Raw genomic sequence first — 18,364 nt, 5'->3', positions numbered from 1 at the left:
TGATGCGCTTGTGCAACCCTCTCTCCCTTGCGTTGCCGCTGCTGCTCGCAGCCGTGCCGCTGGCCGCGCAGAACGCGCCTGCTGCGGCACAGGCTGCCACCGAACGACCGGTGGTGATCGAAGGCGTGGTGCCTGACCAGGCGACCAAGGCCAAGCTGCTGAACAATCTGCGTGCCGTGTATGGCGCCGAGCGCGTGGTCGACCGCATCCAGGTCGAGACGATCGCGACCCCGCCGAACTGGGGCGATTACGTGGCGGGCATGATCAATCCCGGCCTGAAGCGGGTGTCGCCCGGCAAGCTGGAAGTGAACGGACAGGCAGTGCGGATCACCGGTGAGGTCGGCAACGAAGCGCTGCGGCAGCAGGTGGCCAGCGACCTGAGTCTGGCCAGCAATACCAGTTACACCGTGACCAACGCGCTGAAGGTCAGCTCGCAGCAGAACGTGCTGGACCAGACGCTGGCCAACCGCATCATCGAATTCCAGAGTGGCAGTGCGCGTCTGACCCCTTTCGGCATGAGCATCCTCGACGAGATGGTCGCCAAGATGGCGCAGATGCCGGACAGCCGTTTCCTGATCATCGGCCATACCGACAATGTCGGGCAGCGCGAATCGAACCTGGCGCTCAGTCACGCGCGTGCGCTGTCGGTGAAGAACTACATGGTGTCCAAGGGCATTCCGGGCAGCCACATGGATGTCGTCGGCAAGGGACCGGACGAGCCGGTGGCGGACAACACCAGCAACGATGGCCGCGCACGCAATCGGCGCATCGAGTTCAAGATCCAGTAAACATGACGGGGATCGGGCCAGACCCGATCCCCGCATGAGCGGGATCCGCAGGCAGATCAGTCTTCTGGATTGACGTCCAGCATCTCTTCCATCTGTTCCAGCGTGCCGTGGTCCTTGATGACGCGCTTGAGCCAGACATGCAGCGGCATCTCGCCCCAGCGTGCGGCCTTCTCGGCCAGATAGGCCACCGGGCTGTGCGGTTCGGTCCGACGGAAGAACTCAGCGACCTGGCGCAGCTGCTGCAGCGCTTCCTTGCGCGAGCCGGGTGCACCTGCAGGGCCACGCGGCGCTGTCACCGGGGCCGCTTCGGACGCGGGCGCCTCATGGCCGAACGATGCATCTTCAAAATCGTCGGAGGGGGCTTCGGTTTCACCATCGAGCAACACCCCGGCTTCGCGTGCGAAGCGCAGCACGGTGCGCTGCAGGTGTTCAAGCTGCTCACGCACTGCGCTGAAGCTTGGGCCATCCAGCCCCAGGCGGTTGTCGACCGCGGCCTGCAGTTCGGCCAGGGCCTGGCTGCAGTCGGGCAGGTCGTCGGCCAGCTGCCGGTAGAACCCGTGCTGGGTATCGCGGCGGGCGGCAGTGAGAATGTCCAGGCCAGGGCGGCCGTCATCCTCTTCGCCGCTGTTGGCACGGGCATGGGCATGCTCGAAGTCGGCGAGGCTGAAACGCCCCTGCGGCGCGACGGCAATCGGCACGGAGCGCAGCCATTGCAGCGAATTGGTCAGCAACCAGCTCAGGTTGCCGATCCGCTCTTCAAAATCGCCGTCAGGTGCCTGCGGATGCACGTCATCCCAGTAGCGGTCGCACAGGCCGGCGGTGAGCCGGTAGCCGGCGGCGAGGCCCTGGAATCCTTCCAGCTGGGTGGCGGCTTCGCTGAGCCAGCCTGCCAGCCGCAGGTCCTTGGTCCGGGTCTGCAGCAGGTCGGTGGCATCGCGCAGCACGCTGCTCCAGTCAGCGTACTTGATGTCGGTCTGCCACGCCCCCTGGTCCAGGGTCGGGTCGTCGGCACGACGGTTTTCGATGATCCGATCGAATTCAGCCGAGAACGACAGGTCTTCACCGGTCGGGGCGTGTTCCGAAATCGGGGCCAGCAGGGCTTCCTGATCCAGCATGGCGGGTCTCGTTGGGGACTGTGGGCGATTCTAGCCCGCCGATGTGAACGCGGTCGCGGGATTGGTCCGTCCAGGCATGCCTGAATACGGAATGCCGTCAGTTATGTGACGAACAACGCACTTCCATGGCGGTAGAGGCGTCGTGATTTTGACGAACACCGCAATCTGGTAGATTTGACGGCTGGAATCCGACGCCGCCGGGTAGGTGCAGGCGTCTTCACACTGGAATTGGCATGGATCAGCTGAACTACGTGATGACCCAGGTTGCCGGGCTCGGTGACGCGCAACGCCTGTATCGACTGCGGTCCGATGCACTGGAAGGGTGCACGGTGGAGCGGTGGCGCGGCGGTGATGCGCTCGGCCAACATGCCTGGACCGATGTCGATGTACTCGCCACGCGCGCTGATATCGCGCTGGACGCCCTGCCGGGCACGCGTGCGACACTGGTCGCGCAGACGGCCGATGGTGGTCAATGGCAGCGCAGCGGCCTGATCGCGGACGCTTCCTGCCTGGGCAGCGACGGTGGCCTGGTGCGCTACCGGCTGCAGCTGGTGTCATGGACGTGGTGGCTGCAGCATGCGCGGCACAGCCGCGTGTTCCAGGAACAGAGCGTGCGTGCGATCGTCGATGCCGTACTGGCAGGGCACGCTGGCATCGCTCGCTGGCGCTGGGCCGAGGGCGTCGACGCCTTCCTTGGCCAGCGCGTGCGCAGCTACTGCGTGCAGTACCGCGAGAGTGACCTGGATTTCCTGCAGCGCGTGCTCGCCGAAGAAGGCCTGGGCTGGCGTCTGTACGCCGATGAGGAAGCGCCATGCGGCAATGGCATGGAGATCTTCGCCGACAGCGTCGCGCTGCCGGAAGATGCCACCAGCGCGGCTGCAGGCGTGCGGTTCCATCGCAGTGACGCCACCGAATCCAGTGACAGCGTGCAGGCCATCGGCCTGCGTCGGCGCCTGGCCAGTACCTCGATCAGCCTGCAGAGCGATGATTACCGCCAGGTACGCGCACTGGTGGCACAGTCGCCGATGGAGGGCGGAGGTGGCCAATCGTCGCGCGAAGACTACGATGCGGTAGGTGCCTACGCCTTCAGCGACAGTACCGCCGGTGCGCGCCAGGCCCGCCTGCAGGCGCAGGCGCGCGAATCCCACAGCCGTGGCTGGCAGGGGTCGGGTACGGTTCGCGGCTTCCAGTCCGGACAATGGCTGCGGCTGCAGCAGGCCCCCGGTGCGACACCGCCTGAGCTGCTGCTGGTGGCCGTCGAACATGCCGGCATCAACAATCTCCCTACCGATCTGCGACGAAGCCTCGATGACGCGCTGGGCGTGGCGCCGATCGATCCGGCCGACGCTGCGCTCTGGCAGCAGGCCGAAGCAACCGGGTATGGCAACCGTTTCGACGCGGTGGATCGCACCCTGCCGTGGCGCCCGCTGCTGCGGGACGGTAGTGGCGCACGGCTGAATCCGCGCCCGACCGTGCCGGGTTACCAGACCGCTGTCGTGGTTGCCGGCGACGGAGGCGCCAGCAAGGACCTGCACGCAGACAGCCATGGCCGCGTGCGCGTGCGTTTCCACTTCCAGGAAGGCGAGGGCGGCGGAGCCAACGACAGCGCATGGTTGCGCGTGGCACAGCGCTATGCCGGACCCGGCGTGGGCAGCCAGTTCCTGCCGCGCATCGGTCAGGAAGTGCTGGTGGGCTTCCTCGACGGCGATATCGATCGGCCACTGGTGCTGGGCACCCTGTACAACGGACGTGGCGAGGCGGGCGTGGCACCGACGCCAGCCGGCGGAAGCGGCCAGAGCGACGTATCGCTGTATGGCCAGGCTGCAGACATGCGCGGCAGCGCGCAGGCCAACCTCAGTGGCGGCCAGGCGCCGGCCTGGCATGCTGCCGGCATGGGGGACCAGGCGCATCGGCAGGGCGGTGCGCTGTGGGGTATCCGCTCGCGCGAGTGGGAAGGCGGGCAGGGCGCCAACCATCTGCTGTTCGATGACTCGAACCAGCAACTGCGCGCGCAGCTGGCCAGCAGCCAGCAGGTGTCACAACTGACCCTGGGGCACCTGCGTCACCAGGCAGACAATTATGTCGGCAGCCTGCGTGGCACCGGTTTTGAACTGCGCAGCGACGCGTGGGGCGCGGTGCGCGCCACGGCCGGTGCCTGGTTCACGGCGTACGGGCATCGGTCGACGGCACCTGCGGGCGAGGCAGTGCAGCCCGCTGCCTTGCTCACGCAGTTGCAGGCATTGGGCGAACGCTTCACCCAGGCCGCGCGTACGCACCTGACCAGCCCGTTGGCGATGCAGGAGGGGGCGGGGGCGAAGCAGCGCTCGGTCCTGGTGAGCGACCAGTCGCCGCTGCCTGGCATCCTCAAGAGCGTGCGCACCACGTTGACCGGGGAAGGCTTCGATCCGGCAACCGAGCAGGCCCGCAAGCGCAACGCCTCGCCCGGTGACAAGCGCGTGCCGCACAGCGGGGATCCCTTGCTGGGCGTGGCCTCTCCCGATGGCGTAGTGCACGTTGCTGGACAATCGCTGCAGTGGTCCAGTGGTGAGGGTGTGCTGTTGTCCAGTGGCAGCCACAGCGACCTGGCCGTGATGGGGCAGGCGCGGCTTCATGCATCGCAGGCGCTGGGCATGCTGGCCGCGGCCAGTTCTGGCGCGGGTGCAGCGGGTACCACGCTGGTTGCAGTGGCAGGCAACGGCATGGTGGACGTGCAGGCGCAGGCCGATGCCATCCATGTGCAGGCCCGGCAATCGCTGCGCGCCAGCAGCGCGCAGGGCGTGGTTGAAGTCGAGGCGGGGAAGGTTGTGCACATCGCCACCAGCGGAGGTGCCAGCATTACCCTTGAGGGCGGCAACATCACGTTCGCGTGCCCGGGTGTGATCACCGTACACGCAGGAACGAAATCCTTCCTGGGCCCGGCCCAGTTCAAGACCGAGCTGCCGAACTGGAGCCAGAGCGACACCTCCAGCTGGAGGTTGACCGGATTCTCGGGGTGATGGGAACGCATGCCCCGGATCCATCCCGGGGTTCTTCGAAATGGCACGGAGCCATGATTCAGAGCAAGCCCGTCAATCGTCACTCGCCCATTGTACTGCGCCCGATCCTCCTGCTCAGCCTGCTGTTCCCGCTCGCAGCGTTCGGGCAGGCACCATCGCAGGATGCCGGACAGGCCGCAGCTACCCGCTCCGCGCAGGCCGCGATGGACGCGCAGATCGCCGCCGACGCGCATGCCGCGCAGGGCGAGCTGCCGCTGGCGGGTGATCCGGACAGCACCGCAACGCTTTTTGACGGACTGCTCGATTGCCAGCCGAAAGGCTGGTATCTCGATGCCGAATCAAGCCGTCCCGCCAATCCCTATCTGGCCCGCCACACACCGGAACCGTGCGAGCGTGATGAGGAATTCGGCATCGCCTACTTCTGTGTCAACACCGATTTCCATGGCCTGCCGGTGTCCAGGGTGGTTACCCACCTGGGAACCGCGCCCACGCCGATCGGCATCCTGGTCGACCTGCCGCTGGATCGGGCACGCGCACATGCGCGCAGGTCGCTTGGATCTGATTTTCCCGATGATGCACGCAGCCAGCGCGGCGAAAGGCCGAAGCTGGTTCCCCAGGGTGACAACACGCAGAAGTCGCAGTTGATGGGCACGCCCGATTGGGCTTGATCAAGCAAAGAGAAAAGCACGATGCCGGCGTACAACCCAGGCCCGCCATTCCGCGTAAGCAGTGACTGGTCGAAGGCCCGCCAGCACCCGACGCTGGCTACGGTGAAGCGCCACGAAGGGCAGGACTGGGCCGCACCGGAAGCACGGATGGATGAACGGCTACGGCAACACGATCGCCATCGAGCACATGATCCGTGGGCAGGTGGTGCATACGATGTATGCACACAGGTCGGCTGCGTCGCCGCTGAAGGTCAAGGACAAGGTCAAGAAGGGCGATCCGCTCGGACCGGTCGGGGAGTCCACGCCGGCGGTTCGCGCGCTGCTTGTCGAAATCCTGGAAAGCAAAAAATGATGAAGATGAACACCAGCGTCTGGCGGGGACTACAGCCTGTGCTGTTGCTCGGCCTTCTTCTTTCGGCCGCCGCTTGCACGGGGAAGCCGATTTCATCGGAGAACCCAGCCGCAGTTGTGCCGCCGACGGGGGCGGCCACCCCGACGAAGGAAGCGCCTGCATCTACAGCGGGCAACGCACGATATGCTGGCGTCAAGATGCTCTCCCCTCATTCAGGGTGCGCTTTCCTGAGCAGTCCGATCAACTTCTGTGATGATCGTCATCGTGCCCAGATCGACAAGGTGATCGCCGAGCAGCGGCCGAACTTCAACGTGCACTACATCGTGGCGGAGCTGGAGGAATGGCCTGAGTACTTCCAGCGTTCGGTGGTAGTCATCAATGCCCGGAGCGGGGTGGTGTATCCGTTGCCGATCGACGCATTGTCCGGCCCTTTGTCCAGCAAAGGAGAGCCCACCACTTATGGGAAGGTGGAAACGTCCGTGGATGCGCAGCACTTCTGCCTGGTCGGAGCGATACTGGCCTACCGTTCGATCAACGACGGGCGTTTCTGCTTCGGATTCGACGGTGTGCGCTTTACCGGACACCAGACTGCATACATGGCGTCCGAAGCACAGTGAACGGATTTCAATGGGGCAGGCTTTTGCGCGCGCAGCGCTGGTGGCGCCGTAACGATATCGATTGGTGCACGCGGCCTGGTGGCGCGTGTGCAGCCACGACGGTTGGCCGAATCAGCATGCTGGTCGTGGCTGGGCTGATGGCAACGGCCTGCCATGCACAGCCTCCCGAAGTGGGCGGCTGGCGCAGGGTCTCCGACACTGATCTCGAACACCTGTTCCACTTCTCGATGTTGCCGCACGCCGCAGCCACGGGAAGTCGTTGGACCATCTACGACGCCAAGGCGAACAAGGTTGTCTGTTGCCTGTCGGTGGAGGGAGGGGAGGTAAGAGAAAGTGAGTTGCAGGATCGCTTCGACATTCCAGGGCCCTGGATTACTGACTTGACCAACGGTTGGAATCTCGATGCGGCCCCCTATCGCCCGCATGTCCAGTTGTTGAAGGTGCAGGGCGCGATGGGCAGCCATGCCTTCAAGGAGGAACGTGAAGCGACGGGCGGCCTGTTGCTTCCGCCGGATGCGCGGGTGGTGGGTGGCCGTCTACTGGAGTTCGCCGGAAAGCGCTACAGGGTTGAGCGTCGGGAGACATCGCTCGGCGATGGGGATGGCGGTCTCCAGACCTACACCTTGACGCCGGTAAAGGGAGGTCCGGCGCTGAAGGTCGAGGTTCCATTCGGAACCTATTAGCCGGACCAAGTGAAGGTGGGACCATGCTGGTCTACGCCGTTGCTTCGCCGCGGACGCAGGGCTGTGCGCAGTGGCCAGAGCGCATGGCATGGCAACCGTCGCACCTTCATGGCATCCTCACGAAACTGATTGGCCACCGGCCATCGACGGATGAACGACATGCAGAAGTGGATCGGACGCACCGCCGGCGGGCTTGCGGTGGCGCTGTGCCTGGCGGCGCCGCTGGCACAGGCCGCCGAACCGGCCTTTGGTGGCTGGCGCAACCTCGACTCCCGCGACGGTGCCGAGCCCGCCTTGCGCGACGTCCCGTTCGCACTGCTGCCGATGCCGGTCGCACGCGATGCGCGCTTTTCGGTGTATGACCGCGAGAGCAAGCGGCTGGTGTGCTGCCTGCAGGTGGCCAGCGCCGAACTGGATGACACGGCGCTGCGCAAGGTCTATCAATTGCCTGAGCAGTGGGTGACCGACCTGCGCAACGGGCGCAGCACGGCCCGCCCGTGGCCGACGCGGGTGTACGAAATGCGCCGCGTTGGCGAACTGGTCGACTACGGGTTCAGCGATGCGCCGGAGGCCTACAGCGATCTGGGAGGCCTGCTGCTGCCTGCCGACGCGCGCCTGCTGCCCGATGGCAGCGTGCAGGCGGGGGCGACCTACCGTCTGCAGTTCCGCAGCACGCCGCTGGGCGATGACAGCAGCGCGCTGGACCGCTTCACCCTGCAACCGGCGCAAGACACAGGCAAGCCGGTGATCGTCGAAGTGTCCTACGGAACCTATTGATCCGGAACGTTAATCCGGCGTGACGGCGGTCGCGTGCGCCGCCGTTTTCCATCTGCTACCGTCGGCCTACAGGGGAAGGACCTGCCCGCCGCGTCGCGGAGGGCAGCAACGGTAGGAACGCCATGGAAGCGATTCGCAACCTCATGGTGCAGGCAGCGGGTCTTGATGCCGGCAGCCGCCTGTATCGGTTGGATCTCCCCGGCATGCCGGCGGTCGTTGTCGACCGGTGGCACGGGCGTGATGCCCTGTCGCAGGGGCGGCATCTTCAGATCGATGTACTCGCGCTGGACGCATCGCTGCCACTGGCTGACTGGCCGGGGCGGCCCGCATGCCTGCATGTGCACCTGGCCGATGGCCAGGATTGGCCGCGTCACGGCGTGATCGCCGATGCGCAGTGCGTGGGCGCTGACGGTGGACTGGTGCGCTATCGCATCACGCTGCGTGACTGGACCTGGTGGCTCGACCAGGCCCGCTGCAGCCGCGTGTTCCAGGAACAGAGCGTGCGCGAGATCGTGGACGCGGTGTTCCAGATGCACCCGCAACATGCGCATTGGCGCTGGAGCGATGAGGTCGACGGGATGCTGGCCGCATCCCGGCCGCGCAGCTATTGCGTGCAGTACCGCGAGACCGACCTGGCCTTCGTGCAGCGTTTGCTGGCCGAAGAAGGGCTGGGCTGGTGCGTGCAGGATACCGGGGAGGCGACGGCCGGCCACGGCGTGCTGCTGTTCGCCGATTCGACCCTCCTGCCGGAAGCCGCTGCGTCGCAGTCGGCGGGAGGGATCCGCTTCCATCGCGCCGATGGCACCGAGCAGAGTGATGGCGTGCAGCAGCTTGGCCTGCAACGGCGGCTGCAGAGCACGCACGTGCAACTGCACAGCAGCGACTACCGCAGTGCGCGCTCGCTGGCCGGCCAGTTGCCGGTGCAGGGCAGCGGGCAGGCGCGGCGCGAGGACTATGACCCGGTTGGCGCGCATGCCTTTGCCGACGCGGCCGAGCTGCAGCACCACGCTCGTCTGGTCGCCGAGGCACTGGAAGCGCAGGCACTGCAATGGCACGGCCGTGGCAGCGTGCGCAGCGGCGATGCCGGCCAGGTCTGGTCATTGCGCGGAACGCCGGGGCCGGTGCCGACCGAACTGTTGCTGGTGGACGTCGAGCACGCCGGGGTCAACAACCTGCCGGTGGATCTGCGCCAGGCGCTGGCAGCGATGGACGATGCCGCCGCCACCGCGGACACGCTGCAGGTGGCTGCCCAGACGCAGGGCTACGCACAGACATTCGTCGCGCTGCCCCGCGACCGGCGTTGGCGTCCGACGCTCTGGGACGGCACGGGTGCGCGACGCAATCCGCGGCCGCTGGCGCCCGGTTACCAGACAGCGGTCGTGGTGGCTGCGCAGGGCGCCGACGGCACCGAGCTGCACGCCGATGCACTGGGACGGATCCGCGTGCGGTTCCACTTCCAGCAGGAAGAGGGCAGCACGGACAGCGCGTGGCTGCGCGTCGCGCAGCGCTATGCGGGGCCGGGCGTGGGCAGCCAGTTCCTGCCCCGTATCGGCCAGGAAGTCCTGGTGGGCTTCCTCGAGGGCGACATCGACCGGCCGCTGGTGCTGGGCGCGCTGTACAACGGGCGCGGCGAAGGCGGCGTCGCGCCGACCCCGGCGGGCGCCAGCGCGGAGGCCGATACGTCCATGTACGCACAGGCGAGGGATGGCACCGGCAGTGCGCAGGCCAACCTCGGGGGCGGCCAGGCGCCTGCCTGGCATGCGGCGGCGACCGGAGAGCAGGCACACCGCAACGCCGGTGCACTGTGGGGCGTGCAATCACGGGAGTGGCAGGGGGCCGGCTGGAATCGTCTGCTGTTCGACGACAGCGACCAGCAGCTGCGGGCCCAGCTGGCCAGCAGCCAGCAGGCTTCGGCATTGACTCTGGGGCATCTGCGCCATCAGGCGGACAACCATCGAGGCAGCTTCCGCGGCAGTGGATTCGAGTTGCGCAGCGACGCCTGGGGCAGCGTGCGCGGGCAAGGCGGGCTCTGGTTGAGTGCCTATGCCCGCCGCAGCGTCGAACCGGCAGGTACGGCGGCACAGCCTGCTGCGCTGTTGCAGCAGCTGGCCACGCTGGCCCACAGCCATGCTGCGGCGGCGGGTACGCATCTGACAGTGCGGCCGGCCGCGCATGTCGGCGTGCAATCGCCGCAGCGCTCGCGGTTGGACGGTTCGCAGTCACCGCTGCCGGTGCTGCTGGCCAGCGTGCGCAGTACGGTGCCCGGTAGCGCGTTGCAGGATGCGGCCGGCTCGGCGCCGGAACGCAGCGGTGATGCCGGCGAGGGTCGCGTTCCGCATACCGGCGATGCCCTGCTGGGCCTGGCTGCACCTGATGGTGCGCTGATGGTGGCCGGACAGGGGCTGCATTGGGCGCCGGGCGAGACACTGGCACTGGGCAGCGGCCAGCACGGCGAGGCCGTGGTGATGGGGCAGGCGCGCTGGCATGGACGGCAGGCCATCGGCGTACTGGCCGCAACACTGGAGGGGGCTGATCCGGGCGAGCCGGCGTTGACCCTGGCCAGCGGCGAACAGGTGCTGGACGTCAAGGCGCAACAGGACGAGGTGCGCGTGCAGTCGCGGCAGTCGCTGCGGGGCACGAGCGCACAGGGTGCCGTGGAGGTGGCTGCGGGCCGGACGGTGCAGGTGGCCACCGCAGGCGGGGCCAGCATCACCCTCAGCGGCGGCAACATCGTGTTCAACGCACCCGGGAGGATCGCCGTGCACGCGGGACGCAAGTCGTTCCTGCCCGGCGATCGCGGCCGTTACCCGTTGCCGGTCTTCCCGCAGTCGGTCTGCAAGGAATGCCTGCTGCTGGCCGCACAGCGTGCAGCCCCGCTGACACCGAAGGGAGGCTGAGCGTGGCCAACGACTGGCAGTTCCCACCGTTCTCGCCACCGCCGTTGGAGGAGGGCACCCAGCGTTACGTTCTGCTTGATGGCGCGCAGTGCGAGCAGCCCCTGCAACTGCTGCGCGCGCTGCCCTGGGCGCCGCTGCCCCTGTTTGACGGCCTGCTGGCCGATGGCACGGATGACGCCAGCGTGTTCCTCGCGCGCCTGCCGCGTGGCCTGGAGCTTGACGGTTTCCTGCAGCGTGCGGCGTCGTACGCGCGTTCTCCGGGCCTGCTCAGCCTGATCGACACGGCATTGCCTGCGGAAGAGCTGCAGCAGCGGATGCAGAGACGGCTGGACGCCAGCTACCCGAACGGCAAGCTGTTCCTGGCCCGCTTCTTCGACGCGCGGGTGCTGCCATGGTGGGTGCAGGTGCTGGACGCGGCGCAGTGCCGGGCCTTCCTGGCGCTGGGAGAGCGCTGGTGGTACCTGCGCCACGATCTGAAATGGGCGCACCTGGAATTGCAGGACAGCGTGCAGGATCCGCACGATCCTCCCTGGGTGCTGGAGGCGGCGCAGCGGCACGCCCTGATCGATGCCAGCTACCCCTACACGCTGATCGATCACTTCCAGCTCTCCGATCCGGAGCTGCTGGCGCGGCTTCCCCGTGCGCGCTGGTATACCTTCTTCCGACGGGTGGTGGCCACGGCCGCGGACGTCGGCATCGAGGACAGCCGACGGCTGGTGATGGTGTCGACCTGGGCGCTGCTGGCCGGCGTCGATCTTGGCGAGGATCCCGCATGGCGGCTTCGCCTGCAGGACTTCGCGGCGGGGCGGCGCAGCGCTGCCGATATCGGTGACGAAGTGTGGCCGCTTGAAGAAAGCTGGGACTGAACGGAGCGCGATCGGAATGATGGGCAACAAGTACCTGTGGTGGAGCGCGCTGGCGGTGATCGCACTGCTGCTGATGGGCGTCGGCTGCAGCCGGGCGATGGCACGCGGTAAGACGCCGATCATGTCGTTGTTCGCCTTCAACTACAGTCCGAACTACCTCGCTGACGTGCGTGTCGACGGGCAGTATCTCGGAGGGCTGGACGGGTACACCAACGGTGGTTCCGGCATGGGCCCCCGCGCGCCACGAGGCAAGGGGCCGCACAGCGTGCGCGTGCGCTGGATCGAGGCCAACCGATACGATCTGGCCACCAACCGCTATCTGGATGAAGGGCACCGCGTGCCGCGTGAAGCCGTGGTACCGCTGAAGACGCCCTATCCGCCCAACCCGGCCACCTTGCTGCTGCACTTCTATGCGGACGGCCATGTCGAGGCCGAGCTGCTGGACAAGGGCGTGAACAAGTGGGACGTACGGCGCATGCCAGTGCCGAAGGAGCACAAGGACCATGACCAGTATTGATCCGACCGCGATTCCCGGGCAGGTGGATCTTGAACCGGGCACCCCGGATCCGGTCGCCCAGGCTGAGGGCACGGCACGCACTGCGCGACTGGCCCGCGGCACACGTCCGCTGAGCGATGCCGAGCGCCGCCGTCGCCAGGAGGCGATGTGTGGCACCGTGCCCGACAAGGAAGCGGCCACTACGGGATGCACGCAGAGCCTGCACCTGGCCGTATTCTTCGATGGCACCGGCAACAATCGCGATGAGGAGCTGAACAAGGCCCAGAATGAGCGCGCATTGTCGAACATCGCCCGATTGTTCATCGCGCACAGGGACGACACACGGAACATAAAACGGCAGTACCTGTCCGGCGTAGGAACACCGTGCCCGGAGGTCGGTGATAAGGGGGGGCTGCTGGGGCTGTCCATCGGCAAGGGCGGGCGCGAGCGCATCGACTTCGCGCTGCAGTCGCTGGACGAGCTGATAGACAGCCAGCCCGAGCCGATGCGCATCCTGGTGGTCAGCGTGTCGGTACTGGGCTTTTCGCGCGGAGCGGCTTCGGCACGCGCGTTCGCCCGTGATCTGGCCGCGCGCTGCCGACGCCAGGCCGATGGCACCTGGCTGTACCGCGAGCGTATTCCGCTGCGGATCGGATTCATGGGCGTGTTCGATACGGTGTGCTCGGTGTGGCCCAGCCTGACGGCGGCGGCAGTGAACTACCGCAATGGGCATACCGGATGGGCTGAAGGCATGACCATACCGGAGATCGTGGAGCAGTCGGTGCACATGACCGCCGCCCATGAGCTGCGCGGCCAGTTCCCCCTGGATTCCACCCGCGAGCATGCCCAATACCCCGCCAACACGGTGGAAATATGGTTCCCGGGTGTGCACTCGGACGTGGGCGGTGGCTACGATCCCCAGCACCAGGGGCGCCGGAACAGCATCGCGCGCTTTGCCCTGAACGAGATGTATGACATGGCGCAGGCCAGGGGGGTGCTGCTCAACCCGATCAGTCGCCTGGAACAGCACGTCAAGGCTGAGTTCGACAAGCAGGATCCGGAACTGCAGGCGGTGTTCAACGCCTATCTGCAGGCGGTGCGGGTCAAGCGTGGACGCATGGAGGACGTGCAGGCGTCGCATATGGAGCTGCTGTATCGCTGGCTGCGCGTGCGCGTGGCACGTGGTGACCAGTTGCCGTCGATGCAGCGGCTTGCTGCACGCGAAGAGGCCCTGCGCGAACAGGTGCGCACGCTGCGCCGACGGCAGTCGCAGCTGCCATCGCCCTGGGACAACGACAACCTGCATCTGGCCGACCAGGGCAATGCGGAGAAGACCGCCGAATGGAACCGGGTGTCAGACGAGCTGAAGGCGCGCAACGATGAGCTCTCTGCGGTACGCAAGCAGCGCCGGGGGCTGGAGAAGGAGAACGACACGCTGCTGGACAAGATCGTCAGCCTGCGACGGCGCCGGGAGCGCGGCAGAACGCTGACCATGGCCGAGCGGGTCACTCTGGAATCCTGGGACAATACGACCCTGCTGCCGCCGGACGTGGAGACCTTCTTCGACGGGTACGGTCATGACTCGGTGGCGCACTGGTTCATCGGCAACCTGAGCCAATGGCGGGTGCTGTACTTCGGCGCGACCAAGTACACGCCCGGCAAGGTCGAGGAGACGGCGGATACGCGAGAAGCCGTGCCCGGCTGAGGGGGCAGGGTACACTGGCCGGCGCAGCCCTTGGCCGTGCCGTCGATTGTGAGACCCGTGACCCGCCTGATCCTGTTGTTGTCCTGTTCGCTGCTGGCGGCCTGCGCCAGCGCGCCTCCGCCGGCTCCGGTCCCTTCGGATGCGCTGTGGAGGCTTATCGAGCGCGATTGCCGCGGTGCCGATGTGCCGCGTGGCGCCTGCCTGCAACGGGACGCGACCGCGGCCCGCCGCGATGTGCTCATCAAGGACGCCCATGGCGACTACCAGTTCCTGCTGATGCCACTGGACAAGGTCAGTGGCATCGAGAGCGCTGTGCTGTACCAGCGCGGTGCGCCGAACTACTTCGCGGCTGCCTGGCAGGCCCGCGGGCATACCGAACAGGCGCTGGGCCGCCCCCTGCCGCGCACTGTCGCAAGCCTTGCACTGAACTCGCCGCACGGCCGTTCCCAGCATCAGCTTCACATCCACATCGACTGCCTGCGCGCCGATGTGCTGCAGGCGCTGGACACGCACGCCCCGGCGGTCGGAATGCAGTGGGCGGCGTTGCCCGTGCCGCTGCGTGGCCATCGTTACGTTGCGCGCATGCTGCCGGGAGCAGAACTGCGTGCCAATCCATTGAACCTGCTCGCCTATGACCTGAGCGGGCTGCCCGATGTCGGCCAATGGAGCCTGGTGGTGGCGGGCCGCGAGAATGTGCTGGGAGGCCCCGGCTTCATTCTGCTGGCGACCCGCCTGGATCCCGCGACCGGCAATGAGGCCAGCGGTGAGGAGCTGCAGGACCATGCGTGCTCGGTACTGACCGGGGCGGATGCCGCGCTGGAGCGGGTCCGCTAGTCCGGGCGGACCTGTTGTCGCCAGCGCGGCGCGGTCAAGGCCAGCAGTTGCCGGTCCTGCCAGCCATCGATATCCAGATGGTGATCGCGCAGCAGGCCTTCATGCTCGAACCCCACCGAGCGCAGTGCATCGACGAAAGGCGTGCTGCTGGCCACCGGAAGCAGGGTGAACACGCGATGCAGTCCGACCTGGTCGAACAGGAAGGGGCACAGCGCCTGCAACGCCTGCGCGGGATGCTCGTGGCTGTGCTGCATTGAACGCAGCTCGGCGCATCGGGCGTGGGCGGAGTGCAGCTGGATCTGAAGTTGATCATGCAGCATGCCGTGCCGGTCATCGAACACGCCCAGCAGCAGCTGGTCGTTGTCCTGCTGCAGGCGCGAACGGTGGACGCCCGCCAGGAAGCGCGCTTCCTCGTCGACGCCGGACTGGCGCAGGATGCCACGGCTCCTTCGATCGTCGAAGGCGCGCCAGCGTGGCAGATCGGCGCGGTTGAACAGGCGCAGGGTGATCGGGGCCGCCTGCAGCTGCACAAGGTGTTGGCGCAGCACGGGGCGGAGCGGCGGAATCGGAAGGCCGAAAGAACAGGTCGTCATGGCTTGACGATGCCCGTACATGCGCCGCCACACCATCAAGAATGTTGTAAAACGCACGTTGGCTGCGCGCAGCGTCACTTATCAGGTTCCGGCATAAGCCCATCAGGCCTGGTCATTTCCGCTGAAACTGTCCGTTCGGGACACTTTCGTTACGGGATCGTTATGCGTGCACAGGCCGCCGCGTCCCGTCCAATCGTCCAACTCCCCCAGGAAGCCCATGTCCGCCTCTCCCCAGACGCTGCGCCATCGTCCGCTGGTGCTCGCGCTGTCGTCCCTGATGCTGGCCTCGTTGCCCGCCTTCGCGCAGGAAAGCGCACCTACATCGCTGCAGGAAGTGAAGGTCACCGGTTCGCGCATTCCGCGCGCCAGCGTTGAAGGGCCGTCGCCGGTGACCGTGATCAGCCGGGAGCAGATCGACGCACAGGGCTACCGCAATGCATTCGACGCCCTGAGCGCGCTGACCGAGAACACCGGCAACGTGCAGGGCGAGGATTACGGCAATACCTTCACCCCGGCTGCCAACACCATCAATCTGCGCGGTTTGGGGCCGAACCGCACGCTGGTGCTGGTCAACGGTCGTCGCCAGTCCGACTACCCGCTGGCCTACGAAGGCTCGGTCAACGTGGTGAACCTGGCCAACATTCCCAGCGCCCTCATCGAGCGTATCGAAGTGCTCGCCGGCGGCGCTTCGGCCGTGTACGGTTCCGACGCCATCGCCGGCGTGGTCAACATCATTCTCAAGGAGCGCTACGACGGCGTGGACATCAACGTTCGTGCCGGCGGTACCGAGCAGGGCGGCGGAGACAACCAGCGCGTGCAGGTGGTGGGAGGTGGTGCCGGTGAGCGATGGGAAGGCGTGTTCGGCTTCGAGCTGGGAATCCGCAAGGCCATCCACGCACGCCAGCGCGACTTCATGGATTCGCTGGACGATGATCCGCGTGGCACGGTCCCGCAGGCCACTGCCATCGCTTATCGGCGCAATGCAGCCACCGGCAGGAACATCGACCCGGGCAGTGAGGGCTGCGATGCCGCTTCCGGGATCTACGGCGGGAGCGTGTTCCGCGCCACCAATCCGCGCCTGGGCAGTTACTGCGGCAGCAACGAGGCCGCCGCCAGCTACTGGACCGTGCAGACTGAAAAGCGCAACCTCGATGGCTATGGCCTGCTGACCTTCCATCTGGACGAACGGACCGATCTGTTCGCCGACCTGGCGGTGGGCAGCGCCACCATCTACAACAATACCCGGGCCCCGACCTGGACGTCCGCACGCAATTACTTCTACAACCAGAACAGTGGTGAACTGGAGAGCTGGTATCGCCGGTTCGCACCGGAAGAAGTGGGCGGCCTGCCGCGCAACGCCAATCGCTTCCTGGAAAAATCGTGGTCGTTCAACGTCGGTGTACGCGGCCAGCTGGGTGACAGCGACTGGGACTACGAGGCCGTCTACAGCCGCTCGCGCTACGAGAACCGGACGCGGCGGCCGGTGCTGCTGGCGGGAATCAACGAATACCTGCTCGGTCCCACACTGGGCGTGCGCGACGGGGTGGAGGTCTACGCGCCGGATCCGGCACGGCTTTACCAGCCGCTGACGCCGGACGAGTACGGGCAGTTGTCCGGTTACCAGGAGAGCCGCAATGCGGCGTGGCTGCAGACCTTCAGCGCCAGCGTGAACGGCCGACTGTTCGAACTGCCTGGAGGCGACGCGGCGCTGGCGGCCGTGGTCGAGGCCGGCAGCCAGGGGTATCGCAACCGTCCGGACCCGCGGCTGGGAACCGGAGAGTTCTGGAACACCACTGCCGGCGTCGGTGCAGGAGGAGAGCGTGATCGCTATGCGGTGGGCGCCGAACTGCAGCTGCCGCTGCTGCCGCGCCTGACCACCACGCTGGCGGGCCGCTACGATCAGTACCGGGCCGCAGGCGAACACATCGGCAAGGCGACGTGGAGCTTCGGCGTGGAGTTCCGCCCGCTGGACACCTTGTTGATCCGTGGCACGGCCGCCACCAGTTTCCGTGCGCCGGACATGAACTACGTGTTCGCCACTGAAACCCGTGGCTACAACCCGGGCATGACCGATTACTGGCGGTGCCGTACCGCGGGTCAGCCGTATGACGACTGCGATTTCAACGGGCTGTCCATCGACTTCAGCAACCGCGCCAATCCGCAGCTGGAACCGGAAACCGCAAAGTCGTACGGCTTCGGTGTGGTCTGGTCGCCGCTGGCAAGCCTGGATTTCAGTGCGGACTACTATGACATCCGCATCGAGAACGAGGTGACCAATCTCGACAGCAGCCGCATCCTGCGCGACGAAGCCGATTGCCGCCTCGGCCGTACCCTGGGCGGTGAAGTGCGCGATATCGGTTCGCCGCTGTGCCAGGACGCGCTGGCCCGAGTGATCCGCAATCCTTCCACTGCGGCGGTGCAGCCGGACCAGGTCACCCGGGTGCTGATAAATCCGATCAACGCGGCATCCGAGTCCGTGCGCGGCATCGATCTGAAGGGCAACTGGCGTTTCGATGCCGGGCGGGCGGGGCGCTTCACCACGCGCCTGGCCTACACCGTCTTGCTCGAGCACGAGTACCGGCAGTTCGCCGATGACGAGGTGCGTGACATCCGCAATTCCCTCGACGACTGGCAGTGGCGCAGCAAGGTCAACGGCAGCGTGACCTGGAGCCGCGGTGACTGGACCGCGACGGTGTACGGCAACCGCTATGGCTCGCTGCCGAAGAGCGACGGCAGCGGCCGCATCGGACCGTACATGACGTACAACGCGAGCGTGTTCCGCACCTTCGGCGACAACCTGTCGCTGGGTGTCATCGTCAACAACCTGCGCAACAGCCGGCCGCCGGCGGACCGCAACGGGGGTGGCTGGCCGTTCTATCCGGTCGGCAACTACGACCCCTATGGCCGCCAGTTCTGGGTGGAGATGGATTACCGCTTCAACTGAGCAGCGCAGGTGGGGCGCCTCTTCGACTCGCGT

General features: G+C 66.7%; 15 protein-coding genes. 13 read left to right on the top strand and 2 right to left on the bottom strand.

Going from position 1 to position 18,364, the window contains the following annotated elements:
• Positions 1-2 precede the first annotated feature (2 nt).
• Positions 3-788: an OmpA family protein gene (locus tag ACZLIF_RS12370; RefSeq protein WP_128989180.1), complete on the top strand. Its 786-nt coding sequence runs from the start codon at positions 3-5 to the stop codon at positions 786-788.
• A gap of 56 nt (positions 789-844) precedes the next feature.
• Here the strand turns inward: ACZLIF_RS12370 and tssA are convergent, their stop codons facing one another.
• Positions 845-1,903 carry a type VI secretion system protein TssA gene (gene tssA, locus ACZLIF_RS12365; protein WP_128989182.1) on the bottom strand — a complete coding sequence of 353 codons (1,059 nt, stop codon included), beginning with the start codon at positions 1,901-1,903 and terminating at the stop codon, positions 845-847.
• 233 nt (positions 1,904-2,136) lie between these two features.
• Between tssA and ACZLIF_RS12360 the strand changes: the two genes are divergently transcribed.
• The 11 genes from ACZLIF_RS12360 (at position 2,137) to ACZLIF_RS12310 (ending at position 14,794) form a co-directional block, all read left to right on the top strand.
• A complete protein-coding gene (locus tag ACZLIF_RS12360) occupies positions 2,137-4,899 on the top strand; it encodes a type VI secretion system Vgr family protein (RefSeq protein WP_241685972.1) in 2,763 nt (920 codons plus the stop codon).
• A gap of 53 nt (positions 4,900-4,952) precedes the next feature.
• Positions 4,953-5,567, top strand: coding sequence for a hypothetical protein (locus ACZLIF_RS12355; RefSeq protein WP_478462003.1), 615 nt, complete (start codon positions 4,953-4,955; stop codon positions 5,565-5,567).
• Positions 5,568-5,718: 151 nt separating this feature from the next.
• Entirely contained in the window at positions 5,719-5,919 is a 201-nt protein-coding gene (locus ACZLIF_RS12350) for a peptidoglycan DD-metalloendopeptidase family protein (RefSeq protein WP_128989186.1), read from the top strand.
• A complete protein-coding gene (locus tag ACZLIF_RS12345; RefSeq protein ID WP_164972384.1) occupies positions 5,916-6,536 on the top strand; it encodes a hypothetical protein in 621 nt (206 codons plus the stop codon). Before ACZLIF_RS12350 ends, ACZLIF_RS12345 begins: the two co-directional genes overlap by 4 nt.
• A gap of 116 nt (positions 6,537-6,652) precedes the next feature.
• A complete protein-coding gene (locus tag ACZLIF_RS12340) occupies positions 6,653-7,219 on the top strand; it encodes a hypothetical protein (RefSeq protein WP_128989190.1) in 567 nt (188 codons plus the stop codon).
• Between the two features lie 159 nt (positions 7,220-7,378).
• Entirely contained in the window at positions 7,379-7,996 is a 618-nt protein-coding gene (locus ACZLIF_RS12335) for a decarboxylase (protein WP_128989192.1), read from the top strand.
• Positions 7,997-8,118: 122 nt separating this feature from the next.
• On the top strand, positions 8,119-10,893 hold the full coding sequence (locus ACZLIF_RS12330) for a type VI secretion system Vgr family protein (RefSeq protein ID WP_128989195.1): 2,775 nt from the start codon (positions 8,119-8,121) through the stop codon (positions 10,891-10,893).
• Positions 10,894-10,895: 2 nt separating this feature from the next.
• Positions 10,896-11,759: a DUF4123 domain-containing protein gene (locus tag ACZLIF_RS12325; protein WP_164972385.1), complete on the top strand. Its 864-nt coding sequence runs from the start codon at positions 10,896-10,898 to the stop codon at positions 11,757-11,759.
• Between the two features lie 16 nt (positions 11,760-11,775).
• Entirely contained in the window at positions 11,776-12,276 is a 501-nt protein-coding gene (locus ACZLIF_RS12320; RefSeq protein WP_065182772.1) for a DUF3304 domain-containing protein, read from the top strand.
• Positions 12,263-13,960, top strand: a complete 1,698-nt coding sequence (locus ACZLIF_RS12315; protein ID WP_128989198.1) for a T6SS phospholipase effector Tle1-like catalytic domain-containing protein — start codon at positions 12,263-12,265, stop codon at positions 13,958-13,960. The genes ACZLIF_RS12320 and ACZLIF_RS12315 overlap by 14 nt, the downstream gene beginning before the upstream one ends.
• A gap of 57 nt (positions 13,961-14,017) precedes the next feature.
• A complete protein-coding gene (locus ACZLIF_RS12310) occupies positions 14,018-14,794 on the top strand; it encodes a CDP-diacylglycerol diphosphatase (protein ID WP_053518376.1) in 777 nt (258 codons plus the stop codon).
• On the opposite strand, the gene ACZLIF_RS12305 is transcribed toward ACZLIF_RS12310, so the two are convergent.
• Positions 14,791-15,342 (bottom strand): GNAT family N-acetyltransferase, encoded by a 552-nt coding sequence (locus tag ACZLIF_RS12305; RefSeq protein ID WP_315974039.1) that lies wholly within the window; start codon positions 15,340-15,342, stop codon positions 14,791-14,793. The two genes, ACZLIF_RS12310 and ACZLIF_RS12305, sit on opposite strands and share 4 nt — an antisense overlap.
• A 262-nt stretch (positions 15,343-15,604) precedes the next feature.
• Here ACZLIF_RS12305 and ACZLIF_RS12300 point away from each other — a divergent pair, with 262 nt between their 5' ends.
• The gene (locus tag ACZLIF_RS12300) at positions 15,605-18,331 is read left to right on the top strand and encodes a TonB-dependent receptor plug domain-containing protein (RefSeq protein WP_128989202.1); all 2,727 of its coding nucleotides are present in this window, start codon (positions 15,605-15,607) and stop codon (positions 18,329-18,331) included.
• The last annotated feature ends 33 nt before the right edge of the window (positions 18,332-18,364 follow it).

It is taken from the genome of Stenotrophomonas sp. 2201_Sma (assembly GCF_056486685.1).
This window is presented reverse-complemented; position numbering and strand designations above follow the sequence as displayed.

Bases quoted from the DNA above. Each gene is read 5' to 3' on its own strand.
- ACZLIF_RS12370 (WP_128989180.1), top strand. From the start codon at position 3: ATGCGCTTGTGCAACCCTCTCTCCCTTGCGTTGCCGCTGCTGCTCGCA.
- tssA (WP_128989182.1), bottom strand. From the start codon at position 1,903: ATGCTGGATCAGGAAGCCCTGCTGGCCCCGATTTCGGAACACGCCCCG.
- ACZLIF_RS12360 (WP_241685972.1), top strand. From the start codon at position 2,137: ATGGATCAGCTGAACTACGTGATGACCCAGGTTGCCGGGCTCGGTGAC.
- ACZLIF_RS12355 (WP_478462003.1), top strand. From the start codon at position 4,953: ATGATTCAGAGCAAGCCCGTCAATCGTCACTCGCCCATTGTACTGCGC.
- ACZLIF_RS12350 (WP_128989186.1), top strand. From the start codon at position 5,719: ATGAACGGCTACGGCAACACGATCGCCATCGAGCACATGATCCGTGGG.
- ACZLIF_RS12345 (WP_164972384.1), top strand. From the start codon at position 5,916: ATGATGAAGATGAACACCAGCGTCTGGCGGGGACTACAGCCTGTGCTG.
- ACZLIF_RS12340 (WP_128989190.1), top strand. From the start codon at position 6,653: ATGCTGGTCGTGGCTGGGCTGATGGCAACGGCCTGCCATGCACAGCCT.
- ACZLIF_RS12335 (WP_128989192.1), top strand. From the start codon at position 7,379: ATGCAGAAGTGGATCGGACGCACCGCCGGCGGGCTTGCGGTGGCGCTG.
- ACZLIF_RS12330 (WP_128989195.1), top strand. From the start codon at position 8,119: ATGGAAGCGATTCGCAACCTCATGGTGCAGGCAGCGGGTCTTGATGCC.
- ACZLIF_RS12320 (WP_065182772.1), top strand. From the start codon at position 11,776: ATGATGGGCAACAAGTACCTGTGGTGGAGCGCGCTGGCGGTGATCGCA.
- ACZLIF_RS12315 (WP_128989198.1), top strand. From the start codon at position 12,263: ATGACCAGTATTGATCCGACCGCGATTCCCGGGCAGGTGGATCTTGAA.
- ACZLIF_RS12300 (WP_128989202.1), top strand. From the start codon at position 15,605: ATGTCCGCCTCTCCCCAGACGCTGCGCCATCGTCCGCTGGTGCTCGCG.